Genomic DNA, 18,225 nt, shown 5'->3' on the forward strand with positions numbered 1-18,225 from the left:
TTTGTTGAAGTGGGGGTTGAAAAATGTTGTATCTTCATGATGTTTGGGTGAATTGGTTTGAAGGAGAGGAGAATGGATACAATGTATGCCATTTTCATGAATGGAGAAAAGATGATGGCGTAGAACTGCTTGATCAGGTTCCGCTGTTAAAGATTGACCCGGTTCTTTTTAATTATATTGAAAATGATCTTTCTGAGCTGCCACAACAACTGCTAGACGATATTTATCAAAAAGCTTACTTAAGGAAAAATCATGAACGCATTCAATTGGAGTATTGTTTTGTTGTTTCAGACGGGACAGGCATATTGGCAGTCGATACGATCGGCTACAATATCCCTATCAGAAAAAGCAGACTTATCCCGCGGCAGGAGCAGCTGGCATATGAAATGCTTGAAAATCAGGAAACGGCAGCCTATTCGTTTAATGATCAAACAGCATTAAAGGAATTTCATATCCTTTCTCCATCTCCGGATTTGATGGCAGGCCTGACGAGAAAAGAAAGACAGCTTAAACAGCTGCTGTTTATGGCGCTGGATCAGCTTCACTCTTCCAAAAATGATGCTGAGATCCGATATTGGTATACGGAGTGGAGCCCGGAACGCTATTCGAAAATACAGTCAATGAACTTTGAAGAGGCATGGTATGAACTTTACGATGAAAGTAAATACGGCTGGTCAGGTAAACACGAGAAGTTTTGTGAAAATTTAATTAAAGGACAGCCGTTTTTTGAGAAGATGTGGGAAATGGAGCATGGTCCAAAAGTGAATTAGAAAAAATAAAAAAACAGCCAAAAGGCTGTTTTTTATTTTCTCTTACGGCCGAGTCCCATGGCACTTTCCATTTTTTTAATCATTTTGTATGCAGCCTTATTCGCTTTTTCAGCTCCCTGATCAAGTACAAGATCAAGTTCTTCCGATTCCATTAGCGCATAATATTTATCCTGAATTGGCTTAATTGCTCCAACAACAACATCTGACAGGCCGGCTTTAAAATCTCCATATCCTTTGCCTTCGTATTCTTTTTCGATTTCCGCAACAGTTTTCCCTGTAAGAATTGAGTAAATGGAAAGGAGATTGGATACTCCAGGTTTGTTTTCCTTATCATACTTAACAATGCCTTCAGAATCTGTTACAGCACTTTTTATTTTCTTTTCAATTTGTTTTGGATCATCTAATAATGATATAAATGACTTTTTATTGGGATCAGACTTGCTCATTTTCTTTAATGGATCCTGAAGAGACATAACCCTAGCGCCTGCTTTGGCGATTCTTACATCAGGAATGGTGAAGATATCGTTGTACTTCTTATTGAATCTTTCTGCAAGATCGCGAGTTAATTCCAGGTGCTGCTTTTGATCCTCTCCAACCGGAACCAAGTCAGTATTGTATAGAAGGATATCGGCAGCCATCAAAGGGGGATAGGTCAGCAGTCCTGCAGATACGGCATCTTTACCTTCTGATTTGTCTTTGAATTGGGTCATGCGTTCGAGTTCACCGATGTAAGAAACACATTGCATCATCCATCCTGCCTGAGCATGGGCCGGAACTTCCGACTGAATGAATAGGGTGGATTTCTCAGGATCAATCCCAACAGCCAAATATAGTGCAGCAAGGCTTCGGATGTTTTTTCTTAATTCCAGTCTGTCCTGGGGTACTGTTATTGCGTGCTGGTCAACAATGCAAAAATAGCAATTGTAGTCATTCTGCAGTTCAACAAATTGTTTCATGGCACCGATGTAATTCCCAAGGGTAATTGTACCGCTGGGCTGGATGCCGGAAAATATAGTTTTCATGTTTTTCCTCCTTTAATCGGCTTAAAAGATCATGAATTGACAGGCGGTGAAGGGGAATTTTTGTGCTATAAGCATAAAAAAGCATAAAAAAGAACCATTCATCCCTATAAAATAGGGACGAATGGTCCGCGTTGCCACCCTAATTACTCAAATACTGAGTCACTCTGCCCTATGCAGAATAATGCATAGGTCCCCGATAACGCAGGGAAGCGCCTGAAAAATTCAGAAGCTCAAAAGTCCATTCGATTTACCGGGCTGCCTGTTTGCACCTTCCACAGACTCTCTGTTAAACCCTCAGTAAATGTACTACTCTTTTTTCATTGCCGACTAGATATTAATTTATATTTGTATTATATAATAAATTAAACTATCCGGATACAAAAATCAAGTTAATAAAGGGAAAAATGAAGTCAGCGATAGCCTCTATTTCAAGGCTGCACTTGACAATATATGGGTGATGATTCCTATTAAAATAGTAAAAAATCTTAAAAAGAAAAATTTTTTTAAATCTCAAAAATTCTTAATTTATAAGACTTTTTGACGAAAAATGTCATACTCGATTGGATTGCATGTACAAAAAGCCACTTGCAATAAGTTTTTAAACTATTTATAATAAACGTAACAAACATAATCTTTACGATTTTGTTACATTTACAACAAAACTATATCACTCCAGATAGCGAGAGTATGGTGCATAATGAGTAAGTTTATAGCTTACATCTTATAGATTACTCCTTTTAATCTGAATTATCAGAATATAAGGATAATCTATCTTTAAGAGAATATAAACTTGCTTTTTTTGTTGCCTTCTAAATAGTCTGCAAATTTTTTAAATTGAATTAACAGACTATTTGAGCAATATATCTGGGGCGCACAGTTGTGTTTTTTGTGAAAGGCAAGCGTAAGGATATTGTTTGAGGAAATTTAATAGGGGGTTATACCGTGAACAAAAGATTATCGATCTTTTTTAGCATGCTGCTTGTGCTAAGCATGTTCCTTGCTGCATGTAACGGCGGCGGAGACAATGCTGACGGCGGCGAAAAAGGCGGAGACGACGGCGGAAAGTCTGATGTACCGCAGGAGTTAAGAGTAAACATCAACACTGAACCACCATCATTAAATCCAGGACTTGCAGAAGATTCAACTTCTGGAACTGTACTTCGTAACGTATTAGAAGGTCTTACTCGCATCAATCAAGATGGTAAGCCTGAAAAAGCAATGGCAGATGACATTAAAGTTTCTGAAGACGGAAAAACTTATACATTCACAATTCGCGATGCGAAATGGTCAAATGGCGATCCTGTAATCGCTCAAGACTTTGAATATGCTTGGAAATGGGCATTAGATCCTGCCAACAACTCAACTTATGCATACCAGCTTTACTACCTTGAAGGCGCTGAAGCATTCAACACAGGCAAAGGTGAAAAGGATGCAGTTGGTGTTAAAGCTATTGATGAGAAAACACTAGAAGTTAAATTAGTAAATCCAACGCCATATTTTGAAGAATTAACAGCTTTCTATACTTATCTGCCAGTCAACAGCAAGATTGCTGAAGCTAACCCAGATTGGGCAACTGACGCTGGTGAAAATTTCACTACTAACGGTCCTTTCCATTTAGTTGAATGGGCTCACAGTGACAAGATCGTTCTTGAAAAGAGCGAAACATACTGGGATGCTGAAACAGTTAAGCTGGACAGCATTGAAATGATCATGATCAATGATCCTAATACTGAATTATCAATGTTTGACAACGGCGAACTAGATTGGGCTGGAGCTCCAACAGGTGCCCTTCCAACTGACGCTATGCAGGCTCTTAAAGACGAAGGCCGCTTAGTTACTCAGCCTATCGCAGGTATTTACAATTACAAGTTTAATACAACTGTAGAACCATTTAATAATGTCAATATCCGTAAGGCTTTTGCACATGCTCTCAACCGTCAGGAGCTTATTGATAACATCCTTCAGGGTGAACAGCTTCCTGCAATGGCAATTGTTCCACCTTCAATGTTTGAAGAAAACGAAAAGGGTTATTTCCCTGATAACGATGTAGAAAAAGCTAAAGAATATTTACAAAAAGGTCTTGAAGAGCTTGGATTGAAAGATGCTTCTGAACTACCAGCAGTAACTCTTTCTTACAATACTTCAGAGGCACACCAAAAGATTGCTCAGGCAATCCAGGATATGTGGAAGCAGAACCTTGGCGTAGAAGTAACACTTGATAACGCTGAGTGGAATGTATTCCTTGATAATGTAAACCAAATGGATTACCAGGTAGCGCGTATGGGCTGGTTGGGTGACTTTAACGATGCAATCAACTTCTTAGAAATGTACCGTGACGCTGATGGCGGTAACAACAATACTGGATGGGAAAGCAAAGAGTTCCAGGATCTGCTTGCTAAATCTGCAACAGAAACTGACCCTGAAGCTCGCCAGCAGTTATTGAAGGATGCTGAAGCAATCTTCATGGAAGATATGCCAGTAGCTCCAATCTATTTCTATACTAACAACTGGGTACAGGCTGAGAACCTTAAAGATGTTGCAGTATCCGGTCTAGGTGATGTCCAATATAAGTGGGCATACTTCGAATAAACATAGCTAAACTTTACGAAAGGTATATGGGATGCTCAATCCCATATACCTTCGTTTCTGATTAAGGCATTGTAATAAATTGGAGGTGTTTGACAATGGCGAAATATATTGGAAAACGCTTGGTGTACATGCTTCTGTCTCTTTGGATGATTGTTACAGCAACGTTTTTCTTCATGCGCATTGCACCCGGAAACCCTTTTGCATCTGAGAAAAAACTTCCTCCCGAAATTGAAGCAAACCTGAATGCCCACTTTGGGCTGGACAAGCCATGGTATGCACAGTATTGGGAGTATCTCGTTCGAATTGTCAACTGGGATTTTGGACCATCATTTAAATATAAAAGCCAAACTGTAAACGACCTGATTAATGAAGGTTTCCCTGTTTCATTTCTTCTCGGAATGGAAGCCATTTTTATCGCCGTTGCAGTAGGAGTTCTATTAGGAATCATTGCGGCATTAAAACACAATAGGTGGCCGGATTACACAGCGATGATTGTAGCTGTATTAGGTATCTCTGTACCTTCCTTTATCATGGCATCATTCCTGCAATATTTCCTGGCAATAAAAATGGGTATTTTCCCTGTAGCACGATGGGAATCATTTATGCACAGCGTTCTTCCAGCCGTTGCACTGGCTTCCACACCGATGGCATTTATAGCCCGGTTAACTCGTTCCAGCATGCTTGAAGTTCTGGCGAATGATTATATTAAGACTGCTAAATCCAAAGGTTTAAGCAGGGGAGTAATTACAGTAAAACATACGATCCGTAATGCACTATTACCTGTTGTAACTTATATGGGACCATTAACCGCAGGTATTTTAACTGGAAGTTTCGTTATTGAAAGAATCTTCGGTATTCCTGGACTTGGTGCACACTTTGTAACAAGTATCAACAATCGTGACTATACGGTAATTATGGGTGTAACAGTTTTCTACAGTATTCTGTTGCTTGTATCTATTCTCCTTGTTGACATTGCATACGGAATCATCGACCCACGCATCAAACTTGCTGGCGGGAAGAAAGGAGAGTAATTATGCAGATTTCGAAAGATAAGTTCAAGTTAGTCGGAACACAGCTTGGTGAAGCTGAAAAAATTTCAAAACCCAGTCTTTCTTTCTGGAAAGATGTATTTATTCGATTTCGAAAAAACAAGCTTGCCCTGTTTGGATTAGTATTATTAGGACTGCTAATCTTCATGGCAATCTTTGGACCATATATGACTCCATATGATTATGCATCAAATGATCTGAGCAACAAGAACCAGCCGCCTTCTTCTGAACATTGGTTTGGTACAGATGATCTTGGCCGTGATGTATTTGCCCGTACATGGGAAGGTGCACGAATTTCCATCTTCATTGGAGTTGCTGCAGCTGTAATTGATTTAATCATTGGTGTGCTTTGGGGCGGTATTGCCGGTTATAAGGGCGGACGCACAGACGAGGGTATGATGCGTTTTGCCGATATTTTATATGGTGTACCTTACTTATTATTAGTAATCTTGTTAATGGTTGTGCTTGGACAGGGATTGTCTACTATGATCATTGCAATGTCTATTACAGGATGGATCAATATGTCCCGTATTGTACGCGGTCAGGTGTTATCTCTTAAAAATCAGGAATATGTACTGGCAGCCAAAACGCTTGGTGCAAATACAAGCAGAATTATGGGCAAACACTTAATTCCAAATTCAATGGGACCTATACTAGTCACAATGACGCTAACGATCCCTTCTGCTATTTTTACTGAAGCATTCTTAAGCTTTATTGGACTTGGTTTAACACCGCCTATAGCGAGCTGGGGAACAATGGCCAATGATGGATTGCCGGCTATGCGTTACTACCCATGGCGCTTATTCTTCCCTGCTACGTTTATCTGTTTAACGATTTTTGCTTTTAACGTAGTTGGCGATGGCCTGCGTGATGCACTAGATCCAAGAATGCGTAAATAAAGGAGTGAGAACATGGAAAAATTACTTGAAGTAAAAAATTTAGAAGTCTCATTCCAAACATATGGAGGTACAGTAAAAGCAGTCCGGGGAGTCAGCTTTGACCTTCATAAGGGAGAGACGCTTGCGATTGTTGGTGAATCAGGTTCAGGCAAAAGTGTTACTTCCCAGTCTATTATGAAGTTAATACCTATGCCGCCAGGCCGAATTTCAGGCGGGCAAATCCTGTTAAATGGTGAAGACATCGTACCAAAAACAGAAAAACAAATGGAAAAAATCCGCGGTAAAGAAATCAGTATGATTTTCCAGGATCCGATGACGTCATTGAATCCAACGATGAGAGTTGGAAATCAGATAATGGAAGTGCTGATTAAACATCAAAATATGACGAAGACTGATGGCAAAAACAGAGCAATTGAATTACTGAGACTTGTTGGTATCCCGATGCCTGAGAAAAGAGTTAATCAATATCCTCATGAATTCTCCGGCGGTATGAGACAGCGTGCAATGATTGCGATTGCTCTTGCAGCCAATCCAAAGCTGCTTATCGCTGATGAGCCGACAACAGCTCTTGACGTTACTATTCAGGCGCAAATCCTGGAGCTTATGAAAGATCTTCAAAATAAAATGGATACATCCATTATCTTTATCACGCACGACCTGGGTGTTGTTGCAAATGTTGCGGACCGTGTAGCTGTAATGTATGCTGGCCAGATTGTTGAAATGGGCACTGTGGATGAAATTTTCTATGACCCTCGTCATCCTTATACATGGGGATTGCTGGCATCAATGCCAAGCTTAGAAAATGATGATAAAGCTGAATTAGCTGCGATACCTGGAACTCCTCCGGATCTGACAAATCCACCAAAGGGAGACGCATTTGCCGCCAGAAATCAATATGCACTTGCAATTGACTTTGAAGAAGAGCCGCCGATGTTCCAGATTTCAGAAACACATTTTGCAAAAACCTGGCTTCTTCACCCGGATGCTCCACAGGTTGAGCCGCCGGAAGCAGTAAAAAGACGTATGCGCCAATTATCCTCCACATTTGAAAAGCCTGTATTAGTGAAGGAGGGAAAATAATAATGGCAGAAAAATTGCTTGAAATTAAAAATTTAAAACAGCATTTTAATGTAGGCCGTCCCAATATGGTGAAAGCAGTTGATGGAATTACTTTTGATATTTATAAGGGAGAGACCCTTGGACTTGTAGGTGAGTCTGGCTGCGGTAAATCAACTACTGGTCGAACCATTATCAGGTTATACGATGCAACAGACGGTCAAGTTCTTTTTGAAGGTGAAGATGTTCATGGTAAAAAGTCTGCAAAAGAACTAAAAAAGTTTAACCGGAAAATGCAAATGATTTTCCAGGATCCTTATGCTTCCTTAAATCCGCGTATGACTGTTGCCGATATTATTGCTGAAGGCATCGATATTCACGGTTTGGCAAAGAGCAAAAAGGAACGTATGGAGCGGGTTTATGAGCTTTTGGAAACAGTTGGTCTGAACAAAGAGCATGCTAACCGTTACCCTCATGAATTCTCTGGCGGACAGAGACAGCGTATCGGGATTGCCCGCGCGCTTGCGGTTGACCCTGATTTCATTATTGCCGATGAGCCAATTTCTGCATTGGACGTTTCTATCCAGGCTCAGGTAGTAAACCTTATGAAAAAACTGCAGCGTGAAAAAGGATTGACATACTTGTTTATCGCTCATGACTTATCGATGGTTAAGTACATCAGTGATCGTATTGGTGTAATGTATTTCGGTAAACTGGTAGAGCTTGCGCCAGCAGAAGATTTATATAAAAACCCGATGCACCCTTACACTCAATCACTGCTGTCAGCTATTCCGCTTCCGGATCCGGAAACGGAACGTTCCCGCAGAAGAAAATCATATGATACAGCAGTTCACAATTATGCTGACAATGAAAAGCTGGAAATGCGTGAAATTACTCCGGGACATTTTGTTTACTGTTCTGAAAAAGAGTATAACGAATTAAAAGCTCAATATGCCAAATAACAAAAAACGATCTCAACTGAGATCGTTTTTTACATCCTGGAAAAGTCAGTGTTTGCTAAACTTATGTTAATCCTTTTTTATAGTAAAAAGGAGTTTCCAAGATGTAAATGGCTCAGTCATATATGTAGATAATGGAAATATCTCTTTAACACGTTTATTCGCTAACGTAAGCTTTAGTATATAATACAACATTTTCTAGAATATTACTATTAGAATTTTCGATTATTTATATTTTTCCGTCAATTCATTTAACTATACTGTATTTTAATATTTTTTAAATATTATTGGTTTAAAGAACAGTTATTAAGATAATTTAGTATATAGATAGTTCTTAATTCATTGAAATAATTTTATAATGGGTAACAACAAGCAGAACTTAAATAAAGGGGGCATCACACATTTGAAAAAGCCAGTACATTTAGCTGCTGCCTTAATGTTAGTATCAGGTCTATTCATTTCTGCCCAGCCGGGGGAGGCAAAAGAACAGGAACACCAGGAACCAGGCCGAAACCCGCAAAGGGAACATGTTTCGCTTGTAAAGGCATTGCCAGAAAAAATAAGCCGATTCCAATTTGATTCCGGCTATCATTTTCAATATCCTGATGCTGTTAGGGGGATATATGTCACCGGACATTCTGCAGGCGGCACAAAGTTTAATACCTTGGTAAAATTGATGGAAGATACCGATTTGAATACGATGGTAATCGATATTAAGGATGATTGGGGAAATCTTACTTATATTCCTGAAGACAGTTCACCATATAAAGAGATTGGAAAACCTTACATAAAGGATACAAAAAAAATCATGAAAGTCATGGAAGAGAAGCAAATTTATCCGATTGCCCGGGTAGTTGTTTTCAAAGATTCTGTCCTTGCAAATAAAAAGCCGGAATGGTCTTATAAAGAAGGAAATACAGTATGGAAGAATGGCAGAGGTGAATCATTTGTAAATCCATTTTTAAAAGAAGTTTGGGATTACAATGTGGGAATTGCAATTGAAGCTGCAAAAATGGGATTTCAGGAAATTCAATTTGATTATGTCCGGTTTCCTGAAGGCTTTGAACACCGCGACAGTTCTTTGAAATACAGTATGGGTGAATATGAAGATCTTAAGATTGAAAATGTTCAAAAGCGTGTAAGCGCGGTTACAGACTTTGTTGAGTATGCAAGGAAGCAGCTTGAGCCATATGGAGTAAAGGTATCGGTTGATATTTTTGGCTACACGGCTACCCTTCCTGAAGCTCCGGGAATTGGTCAGAATTTTTCTGAAATCTCAGAACATGTAGACGTAATTTCTTCTATGATTTATCCAAGCCACTGGACTTCCTATTTCGGAATTGCCAAACCAGATCTGGAACCTTATAAGCTGGTTTCTGAATATGCAAAACTTGAGAATAGGAAGTTGGAAGAGTTGGATAGTCCACCTGTTTCAAGACCGTGGCTGCAGGATTTTACTGCTTCATATTTAGGAGCCGGAAATTATAAGAAGTATGGAAGGGCCGAGGTTGAAGCTCAAATAAAGGCACTGAACGAACAGGGAATTAATGAATTCCTTTTATGGAATGCGGGTAATTCGTATACACCAAAAGTGGATTATACACCATAAAAGCCAGAAAGAGGCCGATTTTTTTGGCCTCCTTCTGGCTTTGTTTATCAATTAATTAAGTTACATATCATTTGACACCAAACTTGAATACGGTATCATAGTATAGAGGCATAGGTTACCGCTTTTTCTTTCCGCCTACGCTTTTCCATCCAGTCTGCACCCTTGCAGATTGATCCACGAATTCGGATTTATTTTTACCGCCAAATACCTTTTCTCCAATACCATTAGTTAGTACACCTAATAAGGCAGTAAATCCAATTATGAGCAGCGCAACAATTGTTAAATCAGTTATGTAACCAACCATGATAAACCTCCATCTTTCTTTTCACAGTTTCCTGTGATTAGTGTATAAACATCCCTAATCTTATTTTATTCGAAATTTTCCAGTATTAAAAGGGGTAATTCCACAAATACTTTATCTGATTGGAAATAGTATATAAGGCTTAAACTTAGAAGTGAGTGGAAAGGAAAGCTGGGAGCTTATCATGCTGGAATAAATATTCATGCTCTATTAACGGTTTATCGTTTGTGAGCAAAAAAAGGAGAAGATCCATGCATTGGTATGAAAAACTGAATCAATATTTCCCTATTGAAGAAATGAAATCCAGAGAACACATGGAAACCTTATTAAAGGAACGGTCAGACATTTATCATAAAGACGAAGGTCCATACCATGTTCTTATGTATGTGGAACTGGATAACTTTGTGTTTATTGATTATCTGTTTGTTTCGAAGGAATCCAGAGGACAGGGACTTGGCCATAAATTACTTCAAAAGCTGAAGGATAAAGGCAAGCCGATCATTTTGGAAGTTGAGCCGATTGATTATGAAGACACGGATACAGAAAAGCGCCTTCGGTTCTATAAAAGAGAAGGGTTTGAGCATGCGCAATCAATTGGATACAGCCGCCGGTCTCTTGCAACCAATGAAATCAATTCAATGGAAATTCTATATTGGTCTCCTGAGAATGAAAGTGAAGAAATGATTTATGAAGCCATGAAGAAAACATATGAAATGATACACACATACAGAGATGCACATTTCTATGGGAAGTCCTATCAGCCTGTAGAAGAGGTCCTGACCTTTGAGGAAAATAAAAATGGGACGGATGTATTGGAGGATCTTTAAGAATTGGGAAAACACAGCCATTTTTGTAAATGGCTGTGTTTTCATTTTCATTTATTAATTGAGAAAATAATATTATCTATTTTAGGTTTAATCAAAATTCATATGGGTAAATATAGAATAATTTAGTATAAATAAAAGAATTTAATACATAAAATTCCCTTGAGCTAAATGCTTAAGAAGCTTTATGGAAGAAATTATAGCAAAAAATATATAAAAAAATGAAACTTTTTGCTTGTTCATTCGTCTTATTAAGTAGATTCTAATTCTTAATCCATTTGTTTAATAAATGTTTAATACTTTTATCATATTTATAAAAAGTTATACCAAATAGATATTGTTTGGTGTATAATAAATAATATAAATTCCTTGATTAAAGTAATTTTAATCTAGAAGACTCTAGAAATATTTGATTAAACAAATATAAATCTCAGATTGTTTCATATATGTCTAATTTAAGGAGTGTGAATTTGTAAAATGGTCACATTATACACTTCACCAAGTTGTACATCTTGCAGGAAAGCTAAGTCATGGTTAGAAGAACATGAGATTGCCTATAAAGAAAGAAATATCTTTTCAGAACCGCTATCAATTGATGAAATTAAAGAAATTCTGCGCATGACTGAAGATGGAACCGATGAAATTATTTCTACTCGCTCAAAGACATTTCAAAAGCTTGATGTAAACCTTGAATCAATGCCTCTCCAAGACTTATTTGAGTTGATCAAGGAAAACCCTGGGCTGCTTCGCCGTCCGATCATTCTTGATGAAAAACGTTTGCAGGTTGGATATAATGAAGACGAAATAAGACGTTTCCTTCCAAGAAAAGTTCGGACCTACCAGTTGCGAGAAGCACAGCGCATGGTTAACTAAAACTGGTTTGATTTAAAACTGAACATCAGCTCAAGACCAGATTGTTAATGAACAAACTCACTCAATTATACTTATAATTAAGAGGCCTTCTTTCTGTTAACAGAAGAAGGTCTTTTTGTCTGTTATGTGAAAAAGAACAAGGAAAATGGATATAATAAGAGAATATATAGTTACAGTCAGATTAGATAAGAATGAAACCTTGCGACAATATAGGCATTTAACGGTTTTTCTAAACATACGACTTTTTAATTCCCTTTATGCTCAATTTGTCATAAAATAAAAGTACAAGGTACAAAATACAGTTTACCTTCAATTAAATCGGGGATTAACCAATTGGTTTACGGGTAAATGGATAACACATGACTGCTGGGGGTATTTAGTCCCTTCAATCATAGCCAGAAGGGAGAGTTGCTGCATGGAAATCGAACGTATTAATGATCATACAGTTAAATTTTATATTTCTTATCTTGATATAGAAGAAAGAGGCTTTGACCGTGAAGAGATTTGGTACAATCGTGAGCGGAGTGAGGAACTCTTTTGGGAAATGATGGATGAAGTCCATCAGGAGGAAGAATTTCTTGTTGAAGGACCTTTATGGATTCAGGTTCAGGCATTGGATAAGGGTCTGGAGGTTCTTGTAACAAAGGCCCAGCTTTCAAAGGATGGTCAGAAGTTTGAACTTCCTGTCCCGGATGAAAAAGTGAAAGATTTGCCTGTGGATGAACATATTGAGGAAATGCTCGATCATCATTTCCGTAAATCCGATGAAGATGAGCCTGGATATGAAGGCGATCTTGAGTTCTTATTATCATTTAAAGATTTTGAAGACGTTATTTCATTATCAAAGCGGTCAATTCTTGATTCCATTACTACAAAGTTATATTCCTTTGAGGGGAAGTATTATTTATTCGCAGAGTTCCCTGAAGAGCTTTTTGAAGAGGATGACATAGATAATATGCTAAGCATTCTTCTGGAGTACGGGCACGAAACGAGCACAACTATTCACCGTGTAATGGAGTACGGTAAATTGATTATAGAAAATGATGTTTTTGAAAATCTTAGAAAACACTTTAAATAGTAAAGCAAAGCCGATTTCATTTTTGAAATCGGCTTTAATTTGTTTAAGCGTTCGTGTCTGACACTGTTTTATTGCAGCGATGAACATAGGCATTTGGCTGCACAAAAAATCTCAAAAAGAATTTCAGGGTTATAAAGGAATTTAGCAATTTAATAAAGAACATTTAGCATAGAAAGGAGATGATCATTTGTTAGTTGCTGCAACAGAGAAAGGGATTCAAATAAGTCTTTTAGGTTCACAGAGTATCCCGGATTTACAACAGTATAGGGAAAAGCACACTTTTTTTTGCCCAGAATGCAAAGAGGAAGTAATTATGAAGATCGGTAATAAGAGAATCCCGCATTTTAGCCACAAAAAGGGTTCTGAATGTCCAGAAAGCTATGAAAGGGAGTCTGAATACCATATTTCTGGAAAGCTGCTTTTGTTTCAATGGCTAAAGAAAAAAGGGTTAGATCCAATTCTGGAGCCATACTATCCGGACATTTGCCAGCGGCCAGATATAGGTGTCCATTATGAAGGTGTAAATTATGCTCTTGAATATCAATGTTCAATCATCTCAGAGGAGTTATTTAAAAAACGGTCAGAAGCATATTTTCAGTCAGGTATAGTTCCAATATGGATACTTGCAGGAAAAAATATTAAGCGCATTGGGAAAACAAAAATTTCTTTATCTGGCTTCCAGTACTTTTTTCTTCGGCAAACCCCTTCTGGCAAATGGGTAATCCCTTCATTTTGCCCCAATACAAATTCCTTTATCAATGTCAGCCAAATCCATCCCCTAACTGTCAGAAATGCCTATGCGCATTACGATGTGAAAACAATCTTCCATGCTGATCCAGATTTTTTATTTGATCCGTATTTTAAAAATGAATTTAACATAAGTGAATGGAAAAAGGAAATTCGAAAAGTAAAGAATTTCCTGGCTCAAAGTAGCAGTGCTTATAAAAATATCTTTCTTCAGGATTTATACTCCCGCTCAATTGCTCCTGCTTCACTCCCACCTGAAATCGGCCTTCCTGTCCGTCATTCTCCTTTTATAGAGACGCCGCCCATACAGTGGCAAACCTACTTGTACATGGATGTCATCGGCAAAGAAAGACCTTTTTCTCATGATCGGATGGTTGCAGCCTTTCGCAATAGGGTAAAGAATAATGATATTAGGGTCAGGTCTATTCCACTCATTCAAACCGGATCCGAAGTCTTGGCAGTTAAAGAATATCTGGATATCCTTATTAACCTCAACATTGTTAAACAGACAGGAAACGGTCTATATAAAAGAACTGCGTCATGTGGAGAGCCTGATAATTGCTTCTGTCTTCTCCAAAGAGAGGAGGATTTTTATAGGAGTATCACGCAAAGCACTTTGCAGGTCAATTAATGAAAATGATCTATTTAACATAAAATAATCTAAGATTTGCACATTCGCTATTTGAAAAGAAGGAATTTGTTTCTTGAAAGAGAAGATAGTGTAATGGGACTTTTGAATGGAGGATGAATGAATGGCTAATGAGACTACTGTGAAGAAACTGCCGGCAAGGAATGAGATTTCACCAGAAGATACCTGGCGTTTGGAGGATATTTTTCCTTCTGATGAAGATTGGGACAAGGAATATAATGAAGTGCAAAAGCTAATCCCTAATGCAGGCAAGTATCAAGGCAGGCTTGGGGAAAGTGCTGAAACATTATATGAAGCGCTGCAGTTTCAGGATCATATACTCTCGCGCCTTGGGAAGCTTTATACATATGCCCATATGCGTTATGACCAGGATACAACAAACTCATTTTATCAGAGCATGGATGACAAAATTAAAAATTTATATTCAGAAGCTGCAAGTGTTCTCGCGTATATTGTACCTGAATTGCTTGCTGAGGATGAAGCGAAGATTGCAGGTTTTTTAGAGGAAAAAACGGAGCTGCAATTATATAAGCACTCCCTTGAGGAAATTAATCTCCAAAGGCCTCATGTATTATCTGCTGAGCAGGAATCCCTCCTTGCCCAGGCTTCCGAGGTGCTTGGGGCTTCAAGCAATACATTTGGCATGCTGAATAATGCTGATTTGGAGTTTCCGTCCATTAAGGATGAAAATGGCGAAGATGTTGAAATTACTCATGGAAGATTCATCCGTTTTCTCGAAAGTGATGAGCAGCGTGTCCGTCATGATGCATTCAAAGCGGTATATGAGACTTATGGGAAGTTCCGCAATACTTTCGCAAGCACTCTAAGCGGAAATATTAAAAAGGATAATTTCAATGCAAAGATCCGCAATTATGAATCTGCACGACATGCTGCTCTTGCTGCGAACAATATTCCTGAAAGTGTTTATGAAAATTTAGTCAATACCATTAACGATAACCTGCACTTACTTCACCGATATGTCAAACTCCGTAAAAAGGTTCTTGGGGTCGAGGAGCTTCATATGTATGATCTTTACACTCCTTTGGTGAAGGAAGTAAAAATGGAAATCCCATACAAAGAAGCAAAAGATCTAATCTTAAAAGGACTGAAGCCGCTTGGTGGGGACTACTTAAATATTCTAAAAGAGGGCTTTGAAAATCGCTGGGTAGATGTTCATGAGAATAAGGGCAAAAGAAGCGGTGCCTATTCATCGGGAACATATGGCACAAATCCATATATACTGATGAACTGGCATGACAATGTAAACAATCTATTTACCCTTGCTCACGAGTTTGGGCATTCTGTTCACAGCTATTACACAAGAAAATATCAGCCATATCCATATGGAAATTATTCAATTTTTGTTGCAGAGGTTGCATCCACATGTAATGAAGCCCTCTTAAATGATTATCTGCTCAAAACAATAGATGATGATAAGAAGCGTTTGTATCTTCTGAATCATTATCTTGAAGGCTTTAGGGGAACTGTTTTCCGCCAGACAATGTTTGCAGAGTTTGAACATCTCATCCATAAAAAGGCGCAAAACAATGAAGCTTTAACCGCAGATTCATTGACAAAAGAATATTATGAGCTCAATAAGAAGTATTTTGGGGAAGAAGACATCGTTATTGATGAAGAAATCGGCCTGGAATGGTCCAGAATCCCGCATTTCTACTATAATTATTATGTTTATCAGTATGCAACAGGCTTCAGTGCGGCAACTGCATTAAGCAAGCAAATTCTTCAGGAAGGTCAGCCTGCAGTTGACAGATACATTGAATTCCTGAAATCCGGCAGCTCAGATTATCCAATAGAGGTGCTTAAGAAAGCTGGTGTTGATATGACGAGCAGCAAGCCGATTGAAGATGCCTGCAAAGTATTTGAGGAAAAGCTTAACGAAATGGAAAGCTTGCTTTCTTAAGCGAAAGTGCCTTGCCCCAGGCACCTCGAGGGGCAGGCTGCGTGCTAAGAAGCAGTTCATAAAAAGGTGCCAGGCGTTTGTCTGGCACCTTTTAAGTATTGTTCAAAATCCCTTAAATCGCCTTCGGTCATTCAAATATAAAAATAGAATCAGGAGAGAAATAAAAAGAATAGGTGAAGTGATGAAAATGGGGATAAGCTTCATCAATCCGAAAATATTTAAAATAAAGGAGAGCAAGATGAGCATCAGCATCAATAATACAGGCAGTTTTTTCATATTGCATTCTCCTCCTTGGCAAGATTTCATCCCTATTATTTTATGCGGTTGTCCAGACAGTCATGACTTGATTTTGACAATATTGTGAAATAAGGCACAAACTTATTGTCATTTTCTGTTACCTCATGATATATTACAGATGTGAAGTTAATCACATACAAACATTTACCCCTTTTGTTTGTGACGTGAAAAATTTCTCCCATCCCCTTTGTTCGTATAAAACCCGAAAAAGCCGTGCGTATGAAATGCATGGTTTTTTCATTGAAAAAAATAAAGCTGTGCATTTTGCACAGCTTTACATTACCCTGAATATCTCCAGAAATTACCGTATTTTGCAGGTACATATTCAGCTATTTGCTTTAGCTGAAGCTTTTTCATTTCCCTGTTCACTTCGCTGTCTGACATATTATATACAACGGAGATTTCCTTGCTGGCCACTAGCTTAAAGTATTTTAAGAAATATTCCAGTGGCGGCAAAGCAGCACGCTCAGGTTTAGCAGGAAGCATTTCCTCCAAAATCTGTTCATAAATTTCATAGGGATAATAACCGGTGACTTTGATGCCTTCATCTTCTATATTTTCATTAAAAAAGACAAGAGTGGGTATTTCTTGAACATCCATTTCAGAAGTGATTTTTAAATCACATTGGAAAGCCTTTGCTGCACTATCTGAATGAATATCAGAAACAAATTCTACGACATCCAGGCCGACTTCCTTAGCACAATCCTTTAATACTTCAAAATTAGACACATTCTGCTTTTCAAGAAATAAGACCTCCTGAAGCTTGCGTAAAAATCTGATGCCTGCTTTTCTCCCTTGCAATTCAGCGGCTTTAATGGCAACTGAAGCCAGGTGTGGAGAAGAAATCGGATTTTCGAACCAGACGTTCCCGTCACAGGACATTCCAGAGCGGCTTGCTGTTTTCTCCCACAAATCAGCAATGTTTTCGTAGTTTTGCCTTTTACCCATATTTAACGTTGCCAGCCTGCCGCTTAATACGTGCTTTATGGAAAAATAGCGGCCATATTCAATCAGGAGCTTTTTTAAAATTGGCTCCAAAGCCCAGCATTCTGGGCAAAGGGGATCAACAAACATATAGACTTCTATTGGCTTTTTTTCACTGCCGTGGCAATGTGGAGATGTAAGCTTGTTTGCATTCGATTCTGGCTTATTCACGAGCTTTCACCTTTCACGCCGTTTTCAGGTGTATTGATCATATGCTGGGCTGTGAGCACAAGCCTTGCAAAAAAGTCTTCTCTCAAGCGCCCATCCAGCCTAATTTCGTCCATTGCTTCATTCATGCATGAAAGCCAGGCCTTTGCCCGCGTTTCCGTTATGGGAAAAGGCATGTGCCGAGCACGAAGCATCGGATGTCCGTGTTCTGAAGTATATAAAGGAGGTCCCCCTAAATACTGGGTCATAAACTGCTTTTGTATTCTGGCTGTCTCTGTCAGGTCATCTGGAAAAATAGGAACGAGATCAGGATGTTGTCCTACGCGCCGGTAAAAAGCGTCAATTAGCTGGTGAAGCTTTTCCTCACCAATAGCGTCGAAGGGAGTGTGCATTTTCTCGGCCATATTTAAAACTCCTTTTATGAGTTAAT

The 18,225-nt window shown here is 38.6% G+C and carries 17 protein-coding genes and 1 other annotated feature; of the genes, 12 read left to right on the forward strand and 5 right to left on the reverse strand.

Features of this window, described 5'->3' with window-relative positions; all coding sequences use genetic code 11:
* Nucleotides 1–23 precede the first annotated feature (23 nt).
* Entirely contained in the window at nt 24–770 is a 747-nt protein-coding gene (locus tag A361_RS07525; RefSeq protein ID WP_009331216.1) for a YjbA family protein, read from the forward strand.
* Between the two features lie 32 nt (nt 771–802).
* Here the strand turns inward: A361_RS07525 and trpS are convergent, their stop codons facing one another.
* Complete coding sequence (trpS, locus tag A361_RS07530; protein WP_009331213.1) at nt 803–1,792, reverse strand: tryptophan--tRNA ligase; 990 nt, start codon at nt 1,790–1,792, stop codon at nt 803–805.
* Between the two features lie 110 nt (nt 1,793–1,902).
* Nucleotides 1,903–2,122, reverse strand: a binding site (T-box leader).
* Between the two features lie 612 nt (nt 2,123–2,734).
* Here trpS and A361_RS07535 point away from each other — a divergent pair.
* From A361_RS07535 to A361_RS07560, 6 genes are all read left to right on the forward strand, one after another.
* Entirely contained in the window at nt 2,735–4,381 is a 1,647-nt protein-coding gene (locus A361_RS07535) for a peptide ABC transporter substrate-binding protein (protein ID WP_019381486.1), read from the forward strand.
* A 95-nt stretch (nt 4,382–4,476) separates the two neighbouring features.
* Complete coding sequence (locus A361_RS07540; RefSeq protein ID WP_009331211.1) at nt 4,477–5,412, forward strand: ABC transporter permease; 936 nt, start codon at nt 4,477–4,479, stop codon at nt 5,410–5,412.
* Nucleotides 5,412–6,329: an ABC transporter permease gene (locus A361_RS07545; protein ID WP_026041682.1), complete on the forward strand. Its 918-nt coding sequence runs from the start codon at nt 5,412–5,414 to the stop codon at nt 6,327–6,329. Before A361_RS07540 ends, A361_RS07545 begins: the two co-directional genes overlap by 1 nt.
* Nucleotides 6,330–6,341: 12 nt before the next feature.
* Complete coding sequence (locus A361_RS07550; RefSeq protein WP_009331209.1) at nt 6,342–7,409, forward strand: ABC transporter ATP-binding protein; 1,068 nt, start codon at nt 6,342–6,344, stop codon at nt 7,407–7,409.
* Nucleotides 7,410–7,411: 2 nt separating this feature from the next.
* Nucleotides 7,412–8,347 carry an ABC transporter ATP-binding protein gene (locus tag A361_RS07555; protein WP_009331208.1) on the forward strand — a complete coding sequence of 312 codons (936 nt, stop codon included), beginning with the start codon at nt 7,412–7,414 and terminating at the stop codon, nt 8,345–8,347.
* 400 nt (nt 8,348–8,747) lie between these two features.
* On the forward strand, nt 8,748–9,953 hold the full coding sequence (locus A361_RS07560) for a putative glycoside hydrolase (RefSeq protein WP_019381487.1): 1,206 nt from the start codon (nt 8,748–8,750) through the stop codon (nt 9,951–9,953).
* A gap of 115 nt (nt 9,954–10,068) precedes the next feature.
* Here A361_RS07560 and A361_RS07565 read toward each other — a convergent pair whose 3' ends face one another.
* The gene (locus A361_RS07565; protein ID WP_009331206.1) at nt 10,069–10,257 is read right to left on the reverse strand and encodes a hypothetical protein; all 189 of its coding nucleotides are present in this window, start codon (nt 10,255–10,257) and stop codon (nt 10,069–10,071) included.
* A gap of 248 nt (nt 10,258–10,505) precedes the next feature.
* On the opposite strand from A361_RS07565, the gene A361_RS07570 reads away from it, so the two are divergent.
* From A361_RS07570 to pepF, 5 genes are all read left to right on the forward strand, one after another.
* Nucleotides 10,506–11,081 (forward strand): GNAT family N-acetyltransferase, encoded by a 576-nt coding sequence (locus A361_RS07570; protein ID WP_019381488.1) that lies wholly within the window; start codon nt 10,506–10,508, stop codon nt 11,079–11,081.
* A 474-nt stretch (nt 11,082–11,555) separates the two neighbouring features.
* Nucleotides 11,556–11,951: a transcriptional regulator SpxA gene (gene spxA / locus A361_RS07575; RefSeq protein ID WP_009331204.1), complete on the forward strand. Its 396-nt coding sequence runs from the start codon at nt 11,556–11,558 to the stop codon at nt 11,949–11,951.
* Nucleotides 11,952–12,366: 415 nt separating this feature from the next.
* Complete coding sequence (gene mecA / locus A361_RS07580; RefSeq protein ID WP_009331203.1) at nt 12,367–13,029, forward strand: adaptor protein MecA; 663 nt, start codon at nt 12,367–12,369, stop codon at nt 13,027–13,029.
* 187 nt (nt 13,030–13,216) lie between these two features.
* A complete protein-coding gene (locus A361_RS07585) occupies nt 13,217–14,407 on the forward strand; it encodes a competence protein CoiA (protein ID WP_019381489.1) in 1,191 nt (396 codons plus the stop codon).
* 121 nt (nt 14,408–14,528) lie between these two features.
* The gene (pepF, locus tag A361_RS07590; protein ID WP_019381490.1) at nt 14,529–16,346 is read left to right on the forward strand and encodes an oligoendopeptidase F; all 1,818 of its coding nucleotides are present in this window, start codon (nt 14,529–14,531) and stop codon (nt 16,344–16,346) included.
* Nucleotides 16,347–16,448: 102 nt separating this feature from the next.
* Here pepF and A361_RS30425 read toward each other — a convergent pair whose 3' ends face one another.
* The 3 genes from A361_RS30425 to A361_RS07600 form a co-directional block, all read right to left on the reverse strand.
* A complete protein-coding gene (locus A361_RS30425; protein WP_019381491.1) occupies nt 16,449–16,622 on the reverse strand; it encodes a hypothetical protein in 174 nt (57 codons plus the stop codon).
* A gap of 300 nt (nt 16,623–16,922) precedes the next feature.
* A complete protein-coding gene (locus A361_RS07595) occupies nt 16,923–17,798 on the reverse strand; it encodes a ClpXP adapter SpxH family protein (RefSeq protein WP_019381492.1) in 876 nt (291 codons plus the stop codon).
* The gene (locus tag A361_RS07600; protein ID WP_009331199.1) at nt 17,795–18,199 is read right to left on the reverse strand and encodes a protozoan/cyano globin family protein; all 405 of its coding nucleotides are present in this window, start codon (nt 18,197–18,199) and stop codon (nt 17,795–17,797) included. The genes A361_RS07595 and A361_RS07600 overlap by 4 nt, the downstream gene beginning before the upstream one ends.
* Nucleotides 18,200–18,225 lie beyond the last annotated feature (26 nt).

This window comes from Cytobacillus oceanisediminis 2691, from assembly GCF_000294775.2.
GTDB lineage: Bacteria > Bacillota > Bacilli > Bacillales > Cytobacillaceae > Cytobacillus > Cytobacillus pseudoceanisediminis.

Bases quoted from the DNA above. Each gene is read 5' to 3' on its own strand.
- A361_RS07525 (WP_009331216.1), top strand. From the start codon at position 24: ATGTTGTATCTTCATGATGTTTGGGTGAATTGGTTTGAAGGAGAGGAG.
- trpS (WP_009331213.1), bottom strand. From the start codon at position 1,792: ATGAAAACTATATTTTCCGGCATCCAGCCCAGCGGTACAATTACCCTT.
- A361_RS07540 (WP_009331211.1), top strand. From the start codon at position 4,477: ATGGCGAAATATATTGGAAAACGCTTGGTGTACATGCTTCTGTCTCTT.
- A361_RS07550 (WP_009331209.1), top strand. From the start codon at position 6,342: ATGGAAAAATTACTTGAAGTAAAAAATTTAGAAGTCTCATTCCAAACA.
- A361_RS07555 (WP_009331208.1), top strand. From the start codon at position 7,412: ATGGCAGAAAAATTGCTTGAAATTAAAAATTTAAAACAGCATTTTAAT.
- A361_RS07565 (WP_009331206.1), bottom strand. From the start codon at position 10,257: ATGGTTGGTTACATAACTGATTTAACAATTGTTGCGCTGCTCATAATT.
- A361_RS07570 (WP_019381488.1), top strand. From the start codon at position 10,506: ATGCATTGGTATGAAAAACTGAATCAATATTTCCCTATTGAAGAAATG.
- spxA (WP_009331204.1), top strand. From the start codon at position 11,556: ATGGTCACATTATACACTTCACCAAGTTGTACATCTTGCAGGAAAGCT.
- mecA (WP_009331203.1), top strand. From the start codon at position 12,367: ATGGAAATCGAACGTATTAATGATCATACAGTTAAATTTTATATTTCT.
- pepF (WP_019381490.1), top strand. From the start codon at position 14,529: ATGGCTAATGAGACTACTGTGAAGAAACTGCCGGCAAGGAATGAGATT.
- A361_RS30425 (WP_019381491.1), bottom strand. From the start codon at position 16,622: ATGAAAAAACTGCCTGTATTATTGATGCTGATGCTCATCTTGCTCTCC.
- A361_RS07600 (WP_009331199.1), bottom strand. From the start codon at position 18,199: ATGGCCGAGAAAATGCACACTCCCTTCGACGCTATTGGTGAGGAAAAG.